This is a genomic window from Thermostichus sp. OS-CIW-20, assembly GCF_054061455.1.
On sequence record NZ_JBSSEF010000002.1, the window covers coordinates 135,508 to 154,783 of the forward strand.

Here is a 19,276-nt window from a genome sequence, read left to right on the forward strand (position 1 = left end):
GAGCCCCAGCGGGGCCAACACCCAAGCCGGCACACTAGGCTGTAGCTTATCGCAATTTGCGGGCCGCCTCGGCGGGATCCCGATCACCTCTAGGGTTCTGGCTTATCCCAGACGGCTGAGGATAAAGCCCAGCCCCAGAAACAGCCCCAGCCAAAAGTGGAGGCCGACGGCGATGAACTTAGAATGGCTGATCCGCTGCGGCTGGTCGTGATAGGCCCCCAGCAGGCGGGATAGCCGCACCGCAAAGGGGATCCCGGCAAAACCCAGCAACGTCCAAGCCGGAAAAGCCCCCAGCCCGACAAACAGCAGCAGCAGGCCAAAAATGCTGCCGCAGATCCAGGGGATGAGACGGGCGGAGCGCCGAGTGCCCAGGCGGGCCACCGGCGAGCGCTTGCCGGCAGCCAGATCGTCCTCCACCTGATGGAAATGGGAGCAAAACAAAATTAAGCTGGTGACCATCCCCACCACCAGTGAGGCCGCCAGGGCTGGCAGCGACCAGCTTTGGCTTTGGCTGTAGTGGGCGGCCAAAACCGCCAGCGGCCCGAAGCTCAAAAAACAGAGGAGCTCCCCCAGGCCGTAGTAGCCCAGGCGCAGGGGCGGCCCCTGGTAGGCGTAGCCCAGCCCGCAGGCCAGCAGCACCAATAGCAGCACCGTCGGATCCGATTGCCGCCAGCTCAGCCACAGGATCCCCGCCAGCCCCAAAGCCAAAAAGGCGTTGCCCACCCAAAACACCTGAACCGGCCTGCCCGTCAAGCTGACCAGCGAGTGGAGCTTGTTTTTGTCCACCCCCGTCTGGGCATCAAACACGTCGTTGCTGATGTTGACCCAAGCCAAAAGACAGATGGCGGCCCCCAGAAACACCGCCAAAACCCCCACATCCATCGCCCCTGACTGGGCGTAGGCGATGGCGGATCCCACCCAGATGGGCATGATCGCCACGCTGTACATGGGGGGCTTAAGGGCGGCCATCCACAACTGTCGCCGAGAGCGGCCCTCCCAAGTGCCCTTTTCCGCAAGCTGTACTGGGCTGGCCTTTGGACTCCTGCGCGTTCTCTTTGACGGTTCCGGCTGTGCGAGCATGTTGGATCTAGCTCTCTCTGGGTTCTGTGTTTGCTCTGTATTTGTTAGGTTAGGGGGCTTCTGTTCCCATCCCCAAGGATGCTAAGAAACCTTGCAATCCGTAAAGAAACGCCTGGGATCCGGCGCTGGCGAGCCTGAGCTGCCGGCTGCCCCCCTAATCTCATATCCTGAAACGCCTTTCTGCAGCTTCCCTTGCCGGTTGAGATGACGGTTGTCCTGTTTTCGGCCAAGGTAGGATCGTTCTCTTTTGCTTGCGCATGACTTCTTCTCTTTTCCCCTGGAAGGGTGGGTCCGGACGCACGAAATGGCCCAGAGCCTGGCCGCCCATTCACGCCTCTGCTGGGCCAGCAGAGGTGGAACACGCCTGGGATCCCCTGCTAGCGACCTGCCAAGAGATGGCGCGAGCGCGGGGGATCCCCCAGATTCTCAGCCTATCGCAGCCCATCTCAGGGCTAGATCCGCTGGCAGTGCTGACCCGGCAGTTGGGCTCGCTCCCCCCCAACCGCTCCTCTAGCTATTGCTATCTCTCCCACCAGGCGCAAGGGGAAAGGGTGCGGGTGCTGGGGTGGGGATCCCTGCGGCAGCTCGACCTTTCAGGAGAGGGGAGATTTCAGGCGGCACGGGCCTTTGTGCAAGCCCTACAGCCCCATGTCCACACCGCTCCTGGCAACCTAGAGTCCCCAAGCAGCCGTCAGGAGCGCCCTTTGTGCTTCTGCCGTTTTGGCTTTGCCCCCAGGAGCGGCGGGGGGGCAGCACTGGTCCTGCCGCGCTGGCAACTGTTGCAGGTGGGGGGGGAGCTGACGGTGGCGCGGCTTAACCTAGAAGTCGGCCCCGAAAGCGACCCGGCGGCCTTGGCTGGCCAGATTGCCGCTTTTTTTGCCCGCATGCAGCGTCTTTCCCAGGCTCCCTTGCCCGGTTGGGAGCTGCAGCCCCCTCTACCGGTAGCGGTAGCGGAAACACCTCTCTTGGCTCGCATTCAAAAAGCCCTGCAAGCGATTCAGGCGGGATCCCTGGAAAAAGTGGTGCTGGCAGAGGCTGTGGATCTGGCGTTGCCCTCCCCTCCCCCGATCCCTTCGCTGCTGGCCTATCTGGAGGCCCATCACCCCGATTGCAGCGTCTTCGCCTTTGCCCTGGAAAGCCAGAGGGATTTTCCTCCCCAGATCTTCTTGGGAGCCAGCCCAGAACGGCTACTGTCGGTGTGGCAGGGCCGGGTGCAGATCGATGCGCTGGCCGGCTCCGTCGCCCGCGGCGCCAACGGCCACCAGGATCGCATGTTGGCCGAGCAACTGCTCCGCAGCCCCAAAGACCGCCGCGAACACCAGTGGGTGGTGCGCTCGATCCAAGAGGCTCTGGGCCGGCTGGGGATGGAGCCCCGGATCTCCCCTCAGCCACGGCTGCGCCGTTTGGCCAACATCCAGCATCTGCAAACGGTGATCGAGGCCGAACTCCCTACGGAGGTGCATCTGTTCGACCTGTTGGCCCAGCTCCACCCCACCGCAGCGGTGGGAGGCTATCCGCAGCAGGCGGCGCTGCAGTGGCTGGAGCAGTGGGAGCCCTTTGACCGCTCGAGCTATGCCGCCCCGCTGGGCTGGGTGGACTTGCAGGGCAATGGCGAGTTGGTGGTTGGGATCCGCTCGGCTTTGATCGCGGGGAAGCGGGCCCGCCTGTATGCCGGCGCCGGCATCGTGGCCGATTCCAACCCCGCCCAGGAGCTGGCCGAGATCCGCCTCAAGTTGCATTCTCTGGCCCAGGCGCTGGCCTTGCAGCCCTTGCCCGACTAGATCCTCTCGATCCGGCAGGGGAGAGAGCTGCTCCAACTGCTTCGCAAACGGTTACAGTTAAGAAGCTGGCCCTTCCGTTGGCCTCGACTGCTCGGCAGCATGGTGACCCTGAATCCCACCCATTCCTCTCGTACGGCCGGATCCCGCGCGCAAGTGGGGCTCTGGCCCGGCCTGATCCAGCACTACCGGGACTGGCTCCCCGTCAGCTCCAGCACCCCCGTAGTGACGCTGCATGAGGGCAATACTCCTTTGATCCCCTCTCCCGCGCTGAGCCAACGGCTGGGGCGAGACTGCCAGGTTTACCTGAAGCTGGAGGGCCTCAACCCCACCGGCAGCTTCAAGGATCGGGGCATGACCATGGCAGTGTCCAAAGCCAAAGAGGCGGGGGCAGAGGCCATCATCTGTGCCAGCACCGGCAATACCTCGGCAGCAGCCGCTGCCTATGCGGCCAAAGGGGGCCTGCGGGCCTACGTGCTGATCCCAGATGGCTACGTGGCCAAGGGCAAGCTGGCCCAGACCCTGATGTACGGGGCCGAGATCATCGCCATCCAGGGCAACTTCGACCAGGCGCTGGCTATGGTGCGGCAACTGGCGGAAGCTTACCCAGTGGCCCTGGTCAATTCTGTCAACCGCTTTCGGCTGGAGGGGCAGAAGACCGCCGCCTTCGAGGTGGTGGATGCCTTGGGGGATGCCCCCGACTGGCTCTGTATCCCCGTGGGCAATGCCGGCAACATCACCGCCTACTGGATGGGGTTTTGTCAGTACCATCAGCAGGGCAAGGCTAGCCGCCGCCCGCGTCTCTACGGCTTTGAGGCTGCCGGCGCCGCTCCCATCGTTCTGGGCCGGGTGGTGGAACACCCGGAAACGGTGGCTACGGCCATCCGCATCGGCAACCCTGCCAGTTGGGTGAAGGCCAAGGCGGCCGTCCAGGCCAGCGGTGGCCGGGTGGATAGTGTAACCGACGAGGAGATCCTGGCCGCCTATCGTCTGCTGGCGGCGGAGGAAGGGATCTTCTGCGAGCCGGCCAGTGCCGCTGCAGTAGCTGGATTGCTGAAATGGCGGGATCAGGTGCCTGCCGGCGCCCAGGTGGTGTGCGTGCTCACCGGCAACGGCCTTAAGGATCCCGACACGGCCGCCCAACAGGGATCCGCCGCCATCCACACAGGAGTAGCCCCCGATTTGGCTGCTGTAGCCCGCCTGATGGGCTTTTAGCGCCGCTGGTCGTGGTTGTGCCACCTGGTAGTACCCCTGGATAAATGGGGTGCTGGCTCAAGTTGGCGACGAAGCCGAGAGGCGTCTCCTTCTCAGGTGGGCTACCTGGTAATTGCCGCCAGCGCCCGTAGAGGAGCCTTGGCTGAATTGGGAAGAGCTAGAGGACTTTTGGCAGTTGGTGGACAAGCTGCAACTGCCTGCGGAAGTGGTGAGACAGGTTTCTCAAGAAGTGGCAGCCGAGCTGGGGGATCCCGGCGTTCCCCCCCTGGAAGTCCTGGTGCAGGGGTTTACTCGTCACTGCGGCTAGAAGGCTGCGCGGGCGACTGATAGTTGCGGATGGCTCGCCTGACCAAAGTGAGAAAGGCATAGGCCCGTTGATCGTTGGGATCCAAGCGCATCACGGTTTGAAAAGCCGCTTCGGCCTGCCGCAGGACCTCGAGATCGAGTTGTCCATCCACCTCTGCTTCCAGTTGAGCCTTTTGCAACAGCAAGGCTCCCCGGTTGTAGTGGGCTGCAACATGGGTGGGATCTGCCGCCAACACGGCCTCCAGCTCGGCCAGTGCCGGATCCAGATAGCCACTCATGCCCAGCACCCAGGCCAGCTTGTAGCGAGCTTCGGTGTGCGCGGGATCCTCGGCAACTGCCCGGCGAAAGGCCTGGATGGCAGCCGGAAAATCGCCTGCCTGAACCGCCGCAATGCCTTCTTGGTAACTGTCGCCGGCCATAGGCAAGGTTGGGCTCGAGTCGAGGGATCCCCAATCTGCAGCTTAGCCCTTTCCAGACAGGATCTCCCAGTTTTCTCAGCGCCTTTTCCCCCCTGGGCCTGCCATCTGCGGCAGGGGAAACTGCATCAGCAGGAGATCTGAGACTGCGCGAAGCCTGCTCCGGTCGAACTCTGCCCCTTCCTAGGATGAACATAGCCACTGATTGTCAGGTGTGAACTATGAACGCCAAACTGGTCTTCCTGCCGCTGGCTTTGGGGCTGTCGATGGCTCCGGCCACCGCCGTTTTCCCGCAGACCCTGGGCCTCTACCCCCCGCTGCAAAGGCTACAACTGGCCGACAATCGGCTGGAAACCGGCACCCGCTCCATCATCGTCAACCCAGTGCCTTCCAACTTGCAGGTCAACCTGGAGCTGGATCGGCGCGGCTCTAACCCCATCTACCGGCCCGGCGAGCCGATTGCCATTACCGTGAGCACCAATCGCGACGCTTACGTCTACCTCTTCAGCATCCAAGCCGATGGCCGCACCCATTTGATTTTGCCCAACCGCTTCTCGGGTGGAAACGAGTTTTTGCGGGCCGGCGAAGCGCGCACCTTCCCGCCCCCTGGCGCCCGCTACCGCCTGACCATCGCCCCGCCCTTTGGCCAAGCCCAAGTATTGGCGGTGGCCTCCCTCCGTCCCCTCAACTTCCAGGAGATTGCCTCTTTTGAGCAGGGTGGCTCCTTTGCCAATGTACGGGTACGGGGATCCCAACTGGGCGATGCCATCGCCCGCGCCATCGTCGTCGAGGAGATCCCTGCCACCGAGTGGGTGACCACCACTCGCTTCTATCGGGTTGCACCGTGGTGACCCCGGCAATGGAGATCCCAGACCCGCCCTAATCCCAGAGTCTGGAACCGACAGCCAAGCAGGCTTGTCTTGCCGCTGCCGGCCTAGACCGAGCCGAAGCTGAGGCCTAGGAGAAGAACAGCCGCCAAGCTCACCACCAGCATTAGACCAGCAGGCAGAAATTGGCCGGTTTTGCGGTAGCGCAGGGCAAAGAGAAGGGATCCCAGCACCGCCGTCCCCAAGCCCAGACCCAGCCCCCAGCGGGGATCTGTTCCCAGTAGCCCGTAGCTGACGCCGCTGAGGGCGGCCCCCACCAGGCCGCTAATTAACGACTTGGAGCTTCTGCCTTTCACATAGCCGACGACCCCGCCTAGCAAAAGCAGCGCTCCATAGACGAGCAAAGTCATCTGTGCGGCCATCATGGCTGGGAAAAACCCCCCTAGCTCGGTCTAGTCGACAACAATTTCACGAATCAAGGGCAGGCGGATGCTGATGTAGCGGTTGAGAATTGAGGCATCGACGTTGCTGAGGGCATGTTTTTTTTGGCAAGCACTCAGAAGCAGATTCACCAAGTCATCGTCGCGCTGATTGAGCCAATCTGGCCTGCCGATCTCGCTGACCAAAGACCAGAACTGGCGTACCATTTCAGGGGTCATGGCATCCATTGTGTAGGGTAAGGGCTGAACTGCGAAAGTGCAAGAGAAAGAGGGGTCTAGGCCATCGATCCCATTCTAGGGAAAACGCCCTGTCCATGAAGGCAACATTTCAGCTCCGTCACAACTTAGGATAAGATGTCATGCTTTCCCATAAACCTCAGCAAACCCCAACCAACCCTGCTTCAGAAGGCTCTGAACCAGAAGCTTCCAGCGCTAATAAAATAAAGCAATAATGACTCTTGCCCAATCTCGACATCGGCATCAAAAGGCTTACAGGCAGACCGGCCAAAACTTCTCAGGGAAGGCGCAGAAGCTTGGCAGGCCTGGACGCTAGTGCAGGGCGTACTGCAACCCATAGGCTCCTTCTTCTCCTGGTTTGTGGGTGTTGGCCCGGAGGGTGTAGGTGCCGCTGCGAGGCAAAAAGGCAATTATCAGGGCATCGCTGCCGCCGCCTTGGTCGTCATCCCAAGCCATCACCTCTCCCTCCGGGTCCAACAGTTGCAAAAAGGCATCGAAATCAGAGCTGGCCATCGAAGCGAGTAGGATCTGGCCGGCCCGGGCAGCGATGGGGTGTTCTTCCATCCAACTGCCGTCTTCAGGGTGTTGGGCGGATCCCTTCTGCAGACGGCCCGACACCGTTTGCTGCCAATCGACCTGGGCCAGCCGGTAGGTCAGCCGGTAGGTGCCAGTGGATGCCGGCTTGAAGCTTGTGGCCCGCAAGGTGTAGGTGCCTTCCTGCAGCAGCCGCACCGCCAAGAGGGCATTAACATCTGGGCCGGAGTCGTCGTCAAAGCCGATTACCCGCCCTTGGCCGTCCACCAGCTCCAGGTAAGGGTCAAAGTCTTCGCTCTCCAGGGCGGCGATCAGGATCTGGCCCGCCTCGGCGGCCACAGGGATCCCATCCCAGTAGCTGCCGTACTGGGGGCTGACCTCGTCCCCCCCTTCAAGAGTTCCTGTCAGGGTTTGGCTGCCTCTCCACAGGGGAGAGGGAGTCAAGGCGGCTCCCACTTGTGTGCTCCCCTCTCCCACGGGGTTCAACAGCCGACAGCCGCTGGCCAACCCCAAAGCCACCCAAGCAAGGGCCAAACGGGATCCCCAACCGAGGAAAAACCCAGAACTAGAACATAAGCTCGACATCCAATCGACGAGGATCCGTCTAGAGGGAATGGAGACCACAGACTCAATTCTACTCCTTGGGCGGAGCCCGGCCAGGGACGGCAATTTACAGAGCATCCCAAGCTTGCAAGACGGCCTCTAGGGCCAACCGCCCGTGGCTGAGATGGGTCCCCCCCTGTAAGTAGACGATGTAGGGCTCGCGCATTGGCCCATCGGCGGAGAGCTCGGCGCTGCTGCCGGCAACAAAAGTGCCCGCCGCCATCACCACCGGGTCGGCATAGCCGGGCATCACTTCTGGGATCGGGGTGAGGTAGGAATCCACTGGCGAGCTGCTTTGGATAGCGCGGCAAAAGGCCTGCAACTTCTGCGGGGATCCCAGTTGAATGGCCTGGATGATGTCGGTGCGGGACACCTGGGGTGACGGGGAAACAGGATAGCCCAGATCGTGGAACACCTGGGCGGCCAGATGGGCGATCTTGACCGCTTCGGCCACCATCTGTGGAGCCAAAAACAGCCCCTGGAACAGCAGGCGATTGAGATCGAAAGTTGCTCCCCCTTCCGAGCCGATCCCTGGCGCTGTCAGCCGGCAGGCAGCCTGCTCCACCAGCTCGGCCCGCCCCGCCACATAGCCCCCCGCCGGGGCCAGGGTGCCGCCTGGATTTTTGATTAGGGATCCAGCAATCAAATCTGCGCCCACGTGGGTGGGCTCTTGGGTTTCCACAAACTCGCCATAGCAGTTATCGACCAAGACCACCACCTCCGGGTTTTGTGCCTTGACGATCTGGATCATCTCGGCAATCTGGGCGATGGAAAAGCTGGGACGCCAGTCATAGCCACAGGAGCGCTGGATGTGAACCAGGCGGGTTTGCGGTTTGAGGGCCGTTTTCAGGGCCTGCCAATCGACATCTCCTTCCCGCAGATCCAACTGACGATAGGTAACGCCGAACTCCCGCAGGGATCCCCGCCCCGATCCCCGCAGGCCGATCACCTCCTCCAGAGTGTCGTAGGGGGGGCCGGTGATGGCCAACAGCTCATCCCCCGGCCGCAGCACGCCAAACAGGGCACAGGCAATGGCATGGGTGCCAGACACCATTTGCAGCCGCACCAGCGCCGCCTCACAGCCCATGATCTGGGCAAACACCCGATCCAAAACCTCTCGTCCCCGGTCGTCGTGACCATAGCCCGATACGCCGGCAAAGTGATGGGATCCCACCTGCTGGTCGCGGAAGGCCTGCAGCACCCGCGCCAGGTTCTCCCTAAGGACCCTATCTATCGCCTGAAACTGATCCTGCAAAGCTGCTTCTGCTTTGTCCAAAAGCTCCTTCGCTTTCCAAGAGATCTCTCTGACCACCGGGTCCACCCCACTTCTTCTAAGCAAACCGGCCTTCCGGCTAGCAGGTCGGCCACAGAGGCCAAAAACGGCTTTTCAGACCTGCTCTTGGTAACGATATTTCTACGGGATCCCTATCTTATAAAAAGCTTAACTTCAGTCAACATCTCTTCATTCTCCCTTTCAGTCTCTGTCTGAGCTGGAAAAAGCACCCTGGCTCACCAGGTTGTATAATGGCCACAAGTTCTGTAAGGAGAAAAGAGAAAAGATAGCAATAAACAATAAGGAGATGCTCGCCCTGAGAGCAGAGGTCGATTCAGCAAGTGCTGATTCTCTCTGTTGAATTTAAGTTTAGTAAAAGCATTTTCGGCAGAACCTATCTGTGTAAGTTCTGCCACTAAGTTTGCCCTTTTCGAGCAGTCTGGAGACCTTCTCCACTTGAATTTGGAGTTCCGAATTCAGGGAACCTCTCCTTGCCTGAGAAGTGGTGCTGGCTCCCAATCCCTTAAAAATGAAGACGGCCTAAATTTATTCTTAACCCCTGAACCAGATCCCTGGGGGAGATGTTAACTTAGACTTAACCCAAGAGGTTAGTGCCGATGCCAAAGCCGATCTTGATCTTCTGGCGTAGCCCTTTCTGCAAGTTGCCGGGCCGCGATCATGCCTGAGGTGGGGGCTGTTTCCTAGGGATCCTTTGCGAGGGTGAGGCGCTAACTTTAGGTGTAAACTGACACAACCGGGAGAGTACCCATGACTAAGCTTGTGATCCAAGGGAAAAACGTCGAGATTACCGACGCCATCCGCAGCTACGTTCAAGAAAAAATCGAGCGGGCTGTCAAACATTTTGCCCAGATCACCAGTGAAGTGGATGTCAATCTATCGGTAGCCCGTAACCCCCGCATCAGTGCCAACCAATCTGCCGAAGTTACCGTCTACGCCAACGGCACCGTCATCCGGGCGGAGGAAAGCAGCGAGAACCTCTACGCCAGCATTGACCGCGTTGCCGACAAGCTGGCCCGCAAGCTGCGCAAATATAAAGAACGCAACGGCGTTCACCGCATCCGCCATTCTCCCAAAACCTCGGTGGCAGTGGCCCAGCAGCCCCTCACCGATCCTCTGAATACAGAACGGCAAGCAGAGCTGCCCCCTGAGGTGGTGCGCACCAAGTATTTCGCCATGCCTCCCATGACAGTTCAGGAGGCGCTGCACCAGTTGGAGCTGGTGGATCATGATTTTTACGTGTTCCGCAACATCGAAAACGGCGAGATCAACGTCATCTATGTCCGCAAGCACGGCGGCTACGGGCTGATCCGCCCCCATCCCTAGAGGAGACCCTGCGGGCTTTCTTGTTTGCCTTAGGTCTCAGGGGCAGCGCCTGCTGGATCAGGTGGATGAGCTGCTTGAGATGGTGATGCAGCAGGAGATCCTGCCAGTTGCGAGGCGAGACCGATCCTTGGCTTGGCCAGCCCTAGGCAGCTTTGCCCTCCTCTTTAATTCCCGCCTTCTTCCAATCGTAAAAGCTGCCCTCACCCCCAGCCCCTCTCCCACAAGGGAGAGGGGAAAGTCAGGGATCGGCCAACTAGATGTTGGGGAGCCGTTTGCACCGTGGCTCCCCGACCAAGAGGGCCTCGAAGAAAAGAGAAGGGAGAGGGCTCTATTCTTCAGCGGCGGAGAGGCTCCCCAACGGCCAGCACCTGCTGCAGGAACTGATCCTGGTGCTGGCGCAAGACGCCCAGATCCGGGCCGTGGTTGAGTAAGACGAAACGGGTGCCATCCGGAAGCTGCCCCACCATCATCAGTCGGTTGGCGGCAGAGCCCACCTGGGCGATCGTGCCCGGGGGCAGAGCGCGGAGCTGCAAAGGGCTGTGGCCGACCCCGGCCACTGGCAGGACACGCCTGGGATCCCCGTCTGTGGCCTCAAGCAGATGTTCCCACAGATGGGCCAGGGCGCGGGGGGAGAGGTACAGCTCTTGCCCGCCTGGGCCAAGGCGAATTTCCAACTGGGCAGGGGCCAGTTTGGGATCCAGATGGGCAACCGGCTGAGCTACCAACCGCTGCTGCAGGTACTCCAGCAGGGCTGTTCTGCCTGCCAGCTCCGCCAACAGGGCTTCTGCCATGGCCCGATCGTTGCCGCCGTTGAGGATTTGTAGCAGGGATCCCAGGCGCAGCGAGGTGTAGCCGGCCAGGCAATGGATCTCCTCCGGCAGCTCCCTTAACGTTGACCCGGAGCCGCCGAGGGTCACAGGATAGGGCCCCTGGGGATCTCGGAGGAGCTCGGCAAGCCGGCGGGCGCTGGCCAGAGAGTCAGGCTGACCCAGCAAGCGGAAGGGGGGCACCACCTTCACCTCGCCGTCGATCTGGCGAATGCCGAGGTTGTGCAGGTGGCGGGCCAGCTCGGCCACATTGGCCTCCCGGAAATAGGGATCCCCGCCGCCCACCACGACCAAGTCTCCCGTCAAGCGCTGGCCGGAGCGGTGGCTGGTGGTGTAGAAGCGAGTTTGGAAGCGATACTCATAGCCCCACTTTTCCAGCGCCATCAGGCTGAGGGCCAATTGATCCAAAGCCCCCACCGGCAAAGGCCGATCCAGCAGGTGCTCCGCCAAGAGCTCGCCTTCGGCTGTCCAAAGCAGGATCCCCTGTTGAGAGAGCGCTCCCCCTTGGGCCGCCAATCCCTGCAAAAAACCGGACAAGGCCACGGCGTAGGGGGAATCCTGCCACTGCGACGATTGCCCACGGGGCCACCAGGGGGGAAGGCCGGGCGTGCCACTGGGGGAAGGCAGCGGCGGCGGCGGGGTGGGGATGGGGGGGAAGGGGTTTTGCGCCGCTGCTGTAACCTCAGCCTGGACACCCTGAGAGGGGGTTTCGGCACTGCTGCGGTTGTTCCAGCAGGCCCCCAGGGCCAGAGAACAAACCAACGGGATCCCTGCCCAGAGGAAACGGCGCTGGGAGCTCAACCCCTGTAGGATAGACAACATGCTGACCTCCCAAAAGACATTGGCAAAGAGAACGAGCTGGCAAAACTTGAAGCTACTCTAGTGCCATCTCAATGGCTCTGGCAAATTTTCCCCTTGCCCACTGCCCCTCTTTTGCCGAGGCGACCCCAGATGGGCAAATCGGCATTTTCTTCCTTCACACAGAAGAGCGGGATCCCTGTCACGCCAAGCTTAATTTGGTTCCTAGCTGATGCTAATTGGCGGGAGATTCGCCCCTCGCCCAACCCTCCACTGTAACTTTTGTTGTAAAGCCTGTAACGCTTTTGTAACGGATGATGAGCTGCTTTTGGCCGCTCTTTATAGAAGGTTAGAATGGAAGAATTTAAGCTCTAAGCATTCTCAGCCACCCATGGGGAACCCTCAGCGATGGCTCAGTTGGAGAAACAAGCCTTCCTGGAGCGATGGCGCGAGATTCTGGCCCCTTATTCCCTGGGCTATCGCCTTCGGCTGTTGTCGCAATTGGTGCGGCGGAAATTTCAGGCCTACCTGGAGCCCTTCGGCCTGACCGCTTCCCACTGGGTGGTGCTTTGCTGCCTCTGGGAAGAAGACGGGATCCCCACCTCCACTATCTGCGAGCGCCTGCAGCAGTTGGGGGGTACCATGACCGGTGTCTTGGACGGCATGGAGAAACGGGAGCTGATCCGGCGGCAGCGGGATCCCAAGGATCGGCGGATCTGGCGGGTTTACCTCACCCCTGCCGGAGAGAAGTTGAAAGAAATTTTGCCCCCTCTCATTTGGGAGTTGCGGGAGCAGACCTACGGCTGTCTCAGCTTAGAAGAACGGGCAACCCTGTCGCGGCTGGTGGATCGGCTGATTGCCCACTTGTCGGAGGAGTCGGAGGCCGCGGTGGTGGCAGAGCCGCACCATCGCTTGTCCTATTGACACTCCCACCCAGGGGATTCTTACGCAGCCCAAAATGGACTCGTAAAGGCGCTGTCAAGACGCCCCTAGACAGTCCTTTGAGGCATAACCTCAAAGTTCTGCTTACTTCGGACTGAAGTTCCTCCAGGTTAGTTATTGCCGCATCTATGGGTTGACGGTTGAGCTGATGGGGATCCCTGCTGTGTTGCTCCTAGACTGTTCTCCCTTAAGTCTTTCCTCGGCTGAGGCGCGGGAGAAATTGCTGTATTTGCTGGCCCAACTGGCCTACCGCGAGGGATCCTTTACCCTCACGTCTGGGCAGCAAAGCACTTACTACATCAACTGCAAGCCGGTTACCCTCCACCCCCAGGGAGCCTACCTGGTGGGATCCCTGCTGCATCGGCTACTGCCCCCTGAGACCGAGGCAGTTGCCGGCATGACCTTGGGGGCGGATCCCTTGGTCACAGCGGTGAGTTTGGCCTCTCTGCAGGCTGAGCCGGCCAACCTGGCGGCCCTGATTGTCCGCAAAGAGCCTAAGGGACATGGCACCCAGGCCTGGATCGAGGGGCCGGAGTTGCCGGCGGGCAGCCGGGTTTGGATCTTGGAGGATGTGGTGACCACCGGCGGCTCGGCTCTCAAGGCTGTCGAGCGGGTGCGGGCAGCGGGCTATCGGGCAGAAGGGATCCTGGCTTTGGTGGATCGACTGGAAGGGGCAGAGGCCCGTTACCGCGAAATGGGGATCCCCTTTCGCCGCCTGTTTACCCTTGAAGAGGTGCGTGCCTGCCATCAGAGTCTCCGCCAGGGCTTGGTGGGCTGGCCGGTTTTGGGAGGTGAGGGGGGTTCCCAAGCCTGCTCTTGAGAGGCTCCCCATCTCTCCTCCGCTGCAAGAGCTGGCCAAGCCAAAAAGGCCGTTGGCGCTTTTGACCTTTGGTCTTGGTTTTGTCGATTGGTAGCTGTCATTGGGCTGTAGAAGTGACAGGATAGGCGGTGAAATAGGGCGAAAAGGGTTTAGCCATGCGCATGGGCAGACTCAGTGGCATCCTCTTGCACCCCACCTCGCTACCGGGGCCATTTGGCATCGGCGATCTGGGGCCGGCTGCCTACCGGTTTGTGGATTTTCTGGTGGAAAGCGGCCAGCGCCTCTGGCAGGTGCTGCCCCTTGGCCCCACCGGCTGGGGCAACTCCCCCTACATGAGCTTTTCTGCCATTGCCGGCAACCCACTGCTGATTAGCCCGGAGCTGCTGGTGAAAGCCGGCTGGCTGGAACCCAACGGCTGGCAGGATCTGCCCCAATGGCCAGCCATCCAGGCGGGGAATGCTGAGCGGGTGGACTACGAAACCGTGATCCCCTTCAAGCTGGGCTTGTTGCGCCGCGCCTGGGCCACCTTCAAAGACAAGGCCACCGCCGCCGACTGGGAAGCCTTTCAAGCTTACTGTGCTGCCGAGGCCGATTGGCTGCCGGACTACGCCCTGTTCATGGCCCTCAAAGAGGTGTATGGCGACCAGGAATGGACCCAATGGGATCCAGCCTTGGCACAACGGGATCCCCTGGCTTTGCAAGAGGCCCGTGACCGCCATGCCGATGCCATCACCCGGCAGATGTTTTGGCAGTATCTATTTGCCCAACAGTGGGGATCCCTAAGAGAGTACGCCCACCGGCATCAAGTGCAGCTCATCGGGGACATACCCATCTATGTCGCCCCCAACAGCGCCGATGTGTGGGCCAACCGGGAGCTGTTTCACCTGGATGAACAAGGACGGCCCTTGCAGGTAGCCGGCGTGCCCCCCGACTATTTCAGCCCCACCGGGCAGCGCTGGGGCAACCCCCTCTACAACTGGGAGGTGCTCAAGGCCCGCGGCTACGACTGGTGGATCCGGCGCATCCAGGCCATTCTCAAGCAGGTGGATTGCGTCCGCATCGACCACTTCCGCGGCTTCGAGAGCTACTGGGCCATCCCCGGCGCTGCGGAAACAGCGGTAGAAGGCGAGTGGCAAAAAGGGCCGGGGGCCGACTTCTTTCAGGCGCTGGCCGACAAGCTGGGGAAAATCCCGGTGATCGCCGAAGATCTGGGAGACATTACGCCGGAGGTGTTGCAACTGCGGGATCAATTTGGCCTGCCCGGCATGAAGGTGCTGCTCTTTGCCTTTGGCTCGGGGCCCGATAACCCCTATCTGCCTCACAGCTACGAGCGCAACTTCGTCGTCTACACCGGCACCCACGACAACAACACCGTGGTGGGCTGGTTTCATGACCCAGAACGCCCGGAGTGGGAAAAGCAAAACCTGTTGCGCTACCTGGGCTGCCAGGGATCCGACGGCATCCACTGGGATCTGATTCGCCTGGCCCTGGCTTCCGTGGCCGACCTGGCCATCATTCCCCTGCAAGATGTGATGGGCCTGGGGGCAGAGGCGCGCATGAACTTCCCCGGCAGGGCCGAGAACAACTGGGCCTGGCGCTACCGCGAGGAGATGCTGCGGCCGGAGCTGGCCCAGCGGCTGGCGGAGCTGAGCGTCACCTACGGGCGCATCTCTCCGCAAGAGTTGGAGCAACGGCGGGCAGCCCTGGCCCAAGAGCGGGCGGCTGGGTTCCCTGAAAGATTTTGAACCTCTTTTCTCAACGCCGTTCTTCGCTTGCCTCAGCAGAGACCTGTTCTCAAAGCCGCCAACAGCAGCAATTTGCCGGCACCAGGGATCCCAGCCAGATTCCAAACAAGAAGCCGGATCTCTAGTCCAGCGCTCGTGCCTGGGCCAGGAACTCCGCCACCGTCAGGGATCCCAGGTCTTGGCCGTGGCGCTGCCGCACGCTCACTGTGCCAGTTGCCTGCTCTTTTTCCCCCACAATCAGCATGAAGGGAACCTTGGCCTTCTCGGCGTTGCGGATCTTTTTGGGCAGGCGGTCGCTGTCGGCATCGATGTGGACGCGGATCCCCTGTTCTCGCAACTGATCCCGCACCTGGGTGGCATAGCCCAGGTATTGGTCGGAAACGGGCAAGATGCGCACCTGTTCCGGCGCCAGCCAGAAGGGAAAATCCCCCGCGTATTCCTCGATGAGGATGCCGATGAGCCGCTCCAGCGAACCAAAGGGAGCGCGGTGGATCATTACCGGCCGCTGCCGGGATCCGTCCTCGGCCACATAGTACAAGTCAAAGCGCTGCGGGTTTTGGTAGTCTACCTGCACCGTGCCCAACTGCCACTCCCGATCCAGCGCGTCGCGGAAGATAAAGTCCAGCTTCGGCCCGTAGAAAGCCGCCTCTCCGATCCCTTCAAAATGCGGCATTGAAAGCTTCTCCACCGCGCGGCGAATGGCATTCTCGGCCATATCCCACTCTTCCGGGGATCCCAGATATTTATCGGATTTGGGATCGCGGAAGCTGAGGCGGGCGCGAAAATCTTTGAGTTTGAGCTTGTCGAAAACCACCAGAATGAGATCGACAACCTTGAGAAACTCTTCTTCCAACTGATCGGGACGAACGAACAAGTGGGCGTCGTCCACCGTAAAGCCGCGAACGCGGGTCAAGCCCCCCAATTCCCCCGATTGTTCGTAGCGATAGACGGTGCCGAACTCGGCATAGCGCAGCGGCAAATCGCGGTAGGATCTCAGCTCTGATTTATAGATTTGGATGTGAAAAGGACAGTTCATCGGCTTCATGACAAAGCCCTGTTCAGCGGCGCGCGCCTCCTCGCTCTCGGCCATCATGGGAAACATGTCTTCCCGGTACTTCTGCCAGTGGCCGGAGATCTTGAACAGATCCACGCGGGCAATGTGGGGCGTCACCACCGGCAGATAGCCCCGCTTGAGCTGCTCCTGCTTGAGAAAATCCTCTAGCACCCAGCGCAGAGTAGTTCCTTTGGGGGTCCAAAGGGGCAGGCCCGGCCCCACTTCATCGGCAAATATAAATAGGCCCAGCTCCTTGCCCAGCTTACGGTGATCCCGCCGCTTGGCCTCTTCCAGCCGCCGCTTGTATTCCTTGAGCTCCTCCGGCGTCTCCCAGGCGGTGCCGTAGATGCGCTGGAGCTGCGGCTTGGTCTCGTCCCCCCGCCAATAGGCGCCGGCCACGCTGAGCAGGTCAAAAGCTTTGGGGTTGATCTCCTTCGTGTTTTCCACGTGGGGGCCGGCACAGAGATCCCACCACTCATCCCCCAGATGGTAGATGGTGATCGGCTCGCCTTCGGGAATGCTATCTAAAATCTCCAGCTTGTAAGGTTCGCCGAGGGCCTCGATGCGGCGCCTGGCCTCCTCCCGGCTCACCTCCTCGCGGATCACCGGCAAGCCTTTCTTGATGATCGCCTGCATCTCTTTTTTGATGCGCTCCAGATCTTCCGGCGTGAAGGGCTCGGGATGGTCAAAGTCGTAGTAAAAGCCATAGTCGGTCGTCGGGCCGATGGTTACCTGGGCCTTGGGAAACAGCCTTTGCACCGCCATCGCCAGGACGTGAGAGGTGGTGTGGCGGATGCGCTCCAGCTTGGGAGATTCGTGGGTACGCAGCAGCTTGAGGGGGCTGTTGGCCTGTTGAGGGGATGCGGCTGGTTGAGACATCGGAACCCGCTTGGCGACAAAAATGACTCTGCAGTGCTTTTATCTTAGTCTGAGGCCAGAACAGCCGGGATCCCCAACGGGGACAACTCTCTGTTTAAGAAAGACCGTCGCCTTTAAACCCACAGCTCGGCCAAGAAAAAGGGGGGAAAGCACACAGTATTCTAGAAGTGTCGCAAAGTGTCGCAACCTCTGAATTCATTCATGGTCTCTTCGCTCGCCAACCTTGCCGAACGCTCTGCCGCCGCCTCTGAACCGAAACCGGCCCCCCTTTCTGAGTCTGGAGTTGCTCCGGTCATAGCCGCCATCGATGTGGGCAGCAACTCTCTCCACATGGTGGTGGTGCGCATCAATCCCCGTATCCCTAGCTTCACCCTCATCTCCCGCGAAAAAGCCACCGTCCGGCTGGGGGAATACTGCAACCAGACGGGTGCCCTGACCCCTGCAGCCATGGAGCGGGCCCGAGTGGCCCTGGAACGATTTTGCCGCATTGCTGAGAGCTTTCAGGTGCAGGATATTGTTGCCGTGGCTACCAGTGCTGTGCGCGAGGCCCCCAATGGGCTGGAGTTTTTGAAGCGGATTGAACGGGAGCTGGGCCTGCGGGTGGAGTTAATCTCGGGGCAGGAAGAGGCCCGCCGCATCTACCTGGGGGTGCTCTCGGCGATGGAGTTCCACAACCGGCTGCACGCGGTGGTGGATATTGGTGGCGGCTCCACCGAGCTGATTTTGGGCAATGGCCAAGAGCCGGAGTTTCTGCGCAGCATCAAGGTAGGGGCAGTGCGTCTGACCCAGGCTTTTTTGCACCACGATCCGCCCACTTCTGCCGAACTGCAAGCCCTGCGCCAGCACATCCGCGGCATGCTGGAATCCCCCATTGAGCAGATGAAACGGATCGTCGCATCTTCACAACAACAGGGATCCCTGCCTTTGGTGGGCACCTCTGGCACCGTCGAGTGCCTGGCCCAGTTGGATGCCCGCCGTCGGTTGGGCGCTGCCCCCACTCGCCTGCAGGGGTATGAGTTCAGCCTGGAAGCCCTGCGGGCCTATGTCAAAGAGCTGCGCTCCCTCACCGTGGCCGAACGGCAAAAACTGCCCGGCTTTGGGGAAAGACGCGGGGAGATCATCCTGGCTGGGGCCGTCATCTTGGAGGAGGTGATGACCCTGCTGGGGGTGGAGCGGATCCAGTTTTGCGAACGGGCCCTGCGGGAAGGGCTGATCGTGGATTGGATGATCGGCCAGGGGCTCATTGAAGATCGGCTGCGCTACCACAGCTCGGTGCGGCGGCGCAGCATCCTCAAGCTGGCGGAAAAATACCAGGTGGAGCTCCCCTATGCCGAGCGGGTAGCGGAGTTTGCCCTCAGTCTTTTCGATCAGACCCGCGGCATCCTGCACTCCTGGGGCTCCCGCGAGCGAGCTCTTCTCTGGGCGGCCGCCATGCTGCACAACTGCGGCCACTTCATCAGCCATGCCGCCCACCACAAGCACTCCTACTACCTGATCCGCCACGGGGAGCTGTTGGGCTTCAACGAGGAAGAGATAGAGGTGATCGCCAACCTGGCCCGCTACCACCGCAAGTCGCCCCCCAAGAAGAAGCACGAGAACTTTCAACGCCTCAGCAACGAGCGGGATCGCCAAGTTGTCCTCGAGCTCAGCCCCCTGCTGCGCATAGCCTGTGCTCTGGATCGCCGCCGCCTGCAGGCCATCCAAGCTCTCCACTGCCGTTTTCAGCTTCTGGGAGAAGGCCCCCGCTGCATGGAGCTGATTTTGGATCCCAGGCACCCCAACGACGACTGTGCCCTGGAGCTGTGGAGCTTGAACGAGAAGAAAAAGGTCTTCGAGCAACAGTTCAAGCTGCAGGTGATTCCCAAATTATCCACCCAGATCCAGCGCAGCGCGGATCCCTTTGAGGCAGCCGTCTAGCCAAGGGGCGTATAGTCGTTTCAAACAAGACGAAGACACTTTGCCGCCGACCCCCTCTACCCTCACCCCCGGCCCCTCTCCCAAAGGGAGAGGGGAGTTGGGGATAGTGCTCCGCACGGCCGGCGCGTCCGCGACAGCGTTGCGTAGCAATAACGACGCAGAGAAACGTTTCATTGCCATTTGAGATGGCTGTAACTACCAAGCTGCCGGTGAACGCCAATAGCTGGGCAAGCGGATCGTA

Annotated in this window: 17 protein-coding genes; 9 read left to right on the forward strand and 8 right to left on the reverse strand. The window is 60.8% G+C overall.

Going from position 1 to position 19,276, the window contains the following annotated elements; genetic code table 11:
• Positions 1 to 102 precede the first annotated feature (102 nt).
• Positions 103 to 969, reverse strand: coding sequence for a 2-carboxy-1,4-naphthoquinone phytyltransferase (menA, locus tag ACVWXC_RS01530; RefSeq protein WP_041438574.1), 867 nt, complete (start codon positions 967 to 969; stop codon positions 103 to 105).
• Positions 970 to 1,337: 368 nt separating this feature from the next.
• Here menA and ACVWXC_RS01535 point away from each other — a divergent pair, with 368 nt between their 5' ends.
• The 3 genes from ACVWXC_RS01535 to ACVWXC_RS01545 all read left to right on the forward strand — a co-directional run bounded on the left by ACVWXC_RS01535 (position 1,338) and on the right by ACVWXC_RS01545 (position 4,380).
• Positions 1,338 to 2,861: an isochorismate synthase gene (locus ACVWXC_RS01535; RefSeq protein WP_041438572.1), complete on the forward strand. Its 1,524-nt coding sequence runs from the start codon at positions 1,338 to 1,340 to the stop codon at positions 2,859 to 2,861.
• A 99-nt stretch (positions 2,862 to 2,960) separates the two neighbouring features.
• Positions 2,961 to 4,073, forward strand: coding sequence for a threonine synthase (gene thrC, locus ACVWXC_RS01540; protein WP_457390662.1), 1,113 nt, complete (start codon positions 2,961 to 2,963; stop codon positions 4,071 to 4,073).
• 112 nt (positions 4,074 to 4,185) lie between these two features.
• Entirely contained in the window at positions 4,186 to 4,380 is a 195-nt protein-coding gene (locus ACVWXC_RS01545) for a hypothetical protein (protein WP_011431248.1), read from the forward strand.
• Here ACVWXC_RS01545 and ACVWXC_RS01550 read toward each other — a convergent pair.
• Positions 4,361 to 4,798: a tetratricopeptide repeat protein gene (locus ACVWXC_RS01550; RefSeq protein ID WP_011431247.1), complete on the reverse strand. Its 438-nt coding sequence runs from the start codon at positions 4,796 to 4,798 to the stop codon at positions 4,361 to 4,363. The two genes, ACVWXC_RS01545 and ACVWXC_RS01550, sit on opposite strands and share 20 nt — an antisense overlap.
• Positions 4,799 to 5,016: 218 nt before the next feature.
• Here ACVWXC_RS01550 and ACVWXC_RS01555 point away from each other — a divergent pair, with 218 nt between their 5' ends.
• Entirely contained in the window at positions 5,017 to 5,646 is a 630-nt protein-coding gene (locus ACVWXC_RS01555) for a DUF4384 domain-containing protein (RefSeq protein ID WP_240527818.1), read from the forward strand.
• Positions 5,647 to 5,729: 83 nt separating this feature from the next.
• Here the strand turns inward: ACVWXC_RS01555 and ACVWXC_RS01560 are convergent, their stop codons facing one another.
• The 4 genes from ACVWXC_RS01560 to ACVWXC_RS01575 form a co-directional block, all read right to left on the reverse strand.
• Positions 5,730 to 6,047 carry a TMEM14 family protein gene (locus ACVWXC_RS01560; protein WP_041438567.1) on the reverse strand — a complete coding sequence of 106 codons (318 nt, stop codon included), beginning with the start codon at positions 6,045 to 6,047 and terminating at the stop codon, positions 5,730 to 5,732.
• Positions 6,048 to 6,074: 27 nt separating this feature from the next.
• Positions 6,075 to 6,281, reverse strand: a complete 207-nt coding sequence (locus tag ACVWXC_RS01565) for a hypothetical protein (RefSeq protein ID WP_071813530.1) — start codon at positions 6,279 to 6,281, stop codon at positions 6,075 to 6,077.
• A 330-nt stretch (positions 6,282 to 6,611) separates the two neighbouring features.
• Positions 6,612 to 7,367, reverse strand: coding sequence for a hypothetical protein (locus ACVWXC_RS01570; RefSeq protein WP_099812830.1), 756 nt, complete (start codon positions 7,365 to 7,367; stop codon positions 6,612 to 6,614).
• A 136-nt stretch (positions 7,368 to 7,503) separates the two neighbouring features.
• Positions 7,504 to 8,712, reverse strand: coding sequence for a methionine gamma-lyase family protein (locus ACVWXC_RS01575; protein ID WP_206336972.1), 1,209 nt, complete (start codon positions 8,710 to 8,712; stop codon positions 7,504 to 7,506).
• A gap of 765 nt (positions 8,713 to 9,477) precedes the next feature.
• Here ACVWXC_RS01575 and hpf point away from each other — a divergent pair.
• Positions 9,478 to 10,053 carry a ribosome hibernation-promoting factor, HPF/YfiA family gene (hpf, locus tag ACVWXC_RS01580; protein ID WP_011431240.1) on the forward strand — a complete coding sequence of 192 codons (576 nt, stop codon included), beginning with the start codon at positions 9,478 to 9,480 and terminating at the stop codon, positions 10,051 to 10,053.
• Between the two features lie 335 nt (positions 10,054 to 10,388).
• Here the strand turns inward: hpf and ACVWXC_RS01585 are convergent, their stop codons facing one another.
• Positions 10,389 to 11,702 (reverse strand): D-alanyl-D-alanine carboxypeptidase, encoded by a 1,314-nt coding sequence (locus ACVWXC_RS01585; protein ID WP_011431238.1) that lies wholly within the window; start codon positions 11,700 to 11,702, stop codon positions 10,389 to 10,391.
• A gap of 384 nt (positions 11,703 to 12,086) precedes the next feature.
• Here ACVWXC_RS01585 and ACVWXC_RS01590 point away from each other — a divergent pair, with 384 nt between their 5' ends.
• From ACVWXC_RS01590 to malQ, 3 genes are all read left to right on the forward strand, one after another.
• A complete protein-coding gene (locus tag ACVWXC_RS01590; protein WP_099812831.1) occupies positions 12,087 to 12,602 on the forward strand; it encodes a MarR family winged helix-turn-helix transcriptional regulator in 516 nt (171 codons plus the stop codon).
• 166 nt (positions 12,603 to 12,768) lie between these two features.
• Positions 12,769 to 13,440, forward strand: a complete 672-nt coding sequence (gene pyrE / locus ACVWXC_RS01595) for an orotate phosphoribosyltransferase (protein WP_099813326.1) — start codon at positions 12,769 to 12,771, stop codon at positions 13,438 to 13,440.
• 155 nt (positions 13,441 to 13,595) lie between these two features.
• Positions 13,596 to 15,185, forward strand: a complete 1,590-nt coding sequence (gene malQ, locus ACVWXC_RS01600) for a 4-alpha-glucanotransferase (RefSeq protein WP_099887349.1) — start codon at positions 13,596 to 13,598, stop codon at positions 15,183 to 15,185.
• A 121-nt stretch (positions 15,186 to 15,306) separates the two neighbouring features.
• On the opposite strand, the gene thrS is transcribed toward malQ, so the two are convergent.
• Positions 15,307 to 17,118, reverse strand: coding sequence for a threonine--tRNA ligase (gene thrS / locus ACVWXC_RS01605; RefSeq protein ID WP_099887350.1), 1,812 nt, complete (start codon positions 17,116 to 17,118; stop codon positions 15,307 to 15,309).
• 201 nt (positions 17,119 to 17,319) lie between these two features.
• On the opposite strand from thrS, the gene ACVWXC_RS01610 reads away from it, so the two are divergent.
• Positions 17,320 to 19,035: a Ppx/GppA phosphatase family protein gene (locus ACVWXC_RS01610; protein ID WP_457390657.1), complete on the forward strand. Its 1,716-nt coding sequence runs from the start codon at positions 17,320 to 17,322 to the stop codon at positions 19,033 to 19,035.
• Positions 19,036 to 19,276: the final 241 nt, after the last annotated feature.

What these genes read in the sequence shown, in the direction of transcription:
- menA (WP_041438574.1), bottom strand. Translation starts at nt 969, where the DNA reads ATGGCCGCCCTTAAGCCCCCCATGTACAGCGTGGCGATCATGCCCATC.
- ACVWXC_RS01535 (WP_041438572.1), top strand. Translation starts at nt 1,338, where the DNA reads ATGACTTCTTCTCTTTTCCCCTGGAAGGGTGGGTCCGGACGCACGAAA.
- thrC (WP_457390662.1), top strand. Translation starts at nt 2,961, where the DNA reads ATGGTGACCCTGAATCCCACCCATTCCTCTCGTACGGCCGGATCCCGC.
- ACVWXC_RS01550 (WP_011431247.1), bottom strand. Translation starts at nt 4,798, where the DNA reads ATGGCCGGCGACAGTTACCAAGAAGGCATTGCGGCGGTTCAGGCAGGC.
- ACVWXC_RS01555 (WP_240527818.1), top strand. Translation starts at nt 5,017, where the DNA reads ATGAACGCCAAACTGGTCTTCCTGCCGCTGGCTTTGGGGCTGTCGATG.
- ACVWXC_RS01560 (WP_041438567.1), bottom strand. Translation starts at nt 6,047, where the DNA reads ATGATGGCCGCACAGATGACTTTGCTCGTCTATGGAGCGCTGCTTTTG.
- ACVWXC_RS01565 (WP_071813530.1), bottom strand. Translation starts at nt 6,281, where the DNA reads ATGACCCCTGAAATGGTACGCCAGTTCTGGTCTTTGGTCAGCGAGATC.
- hpf (WP_011431240.1), top strand. Translation starts at nt 9,478, where the DNA reads ATGACTAAGCTTGTGATCCAAGGGAAAAACGTCGAGATTACCGACGCC.
- ACVWXC_RS01585 (WP_011431238.1), bottom strand. Translation starts at nt 11,702, where the DNA reads ATGTTGTCTATCCTACAGGGGTTGAGCTCCCAGCGCCGTTTCCTCTGG.
- ACVWXC_RS01590 (WP_099812831.1), top strand. Translation starts at nt 12,087, where the DNA reads ATGGCTCAGTTGGAGAAACAAGCCTTCCTGGAGCGATGGCGCGAGATT.
- pyrE (WP_099813326.1), top strand. Translation starts at nt 12,769, where the DNA reads ATGGGGATCCCTGCTGTGTTGCTCCTAGACTGTTCTCCCTTAAGTCTT.
- malQ (WP_099887349.1), top strand. Translation starts at nt 13,596, where the DNA reads ATGCGCATGGGCAGACTCAGTGGCATCCTCTTGCACCCCACCTCGCTA.
- thrS (WP_099887350.1), bottom strand. Translation starts at nt 17,118, where the DNA reads ATGTCTCAACCAGCCGCATCCCCTCAACAGGCCAACAGCCCCCTCAAG.
- ACVWXC_RS01610 (WP_457390657.1), top strand. Translation starts at nt 17,320, where the DNA reads ATGGTCTCTTCGCTCGCCAACCTTGCCGAACGCTCTGCCGCCGCCTCT.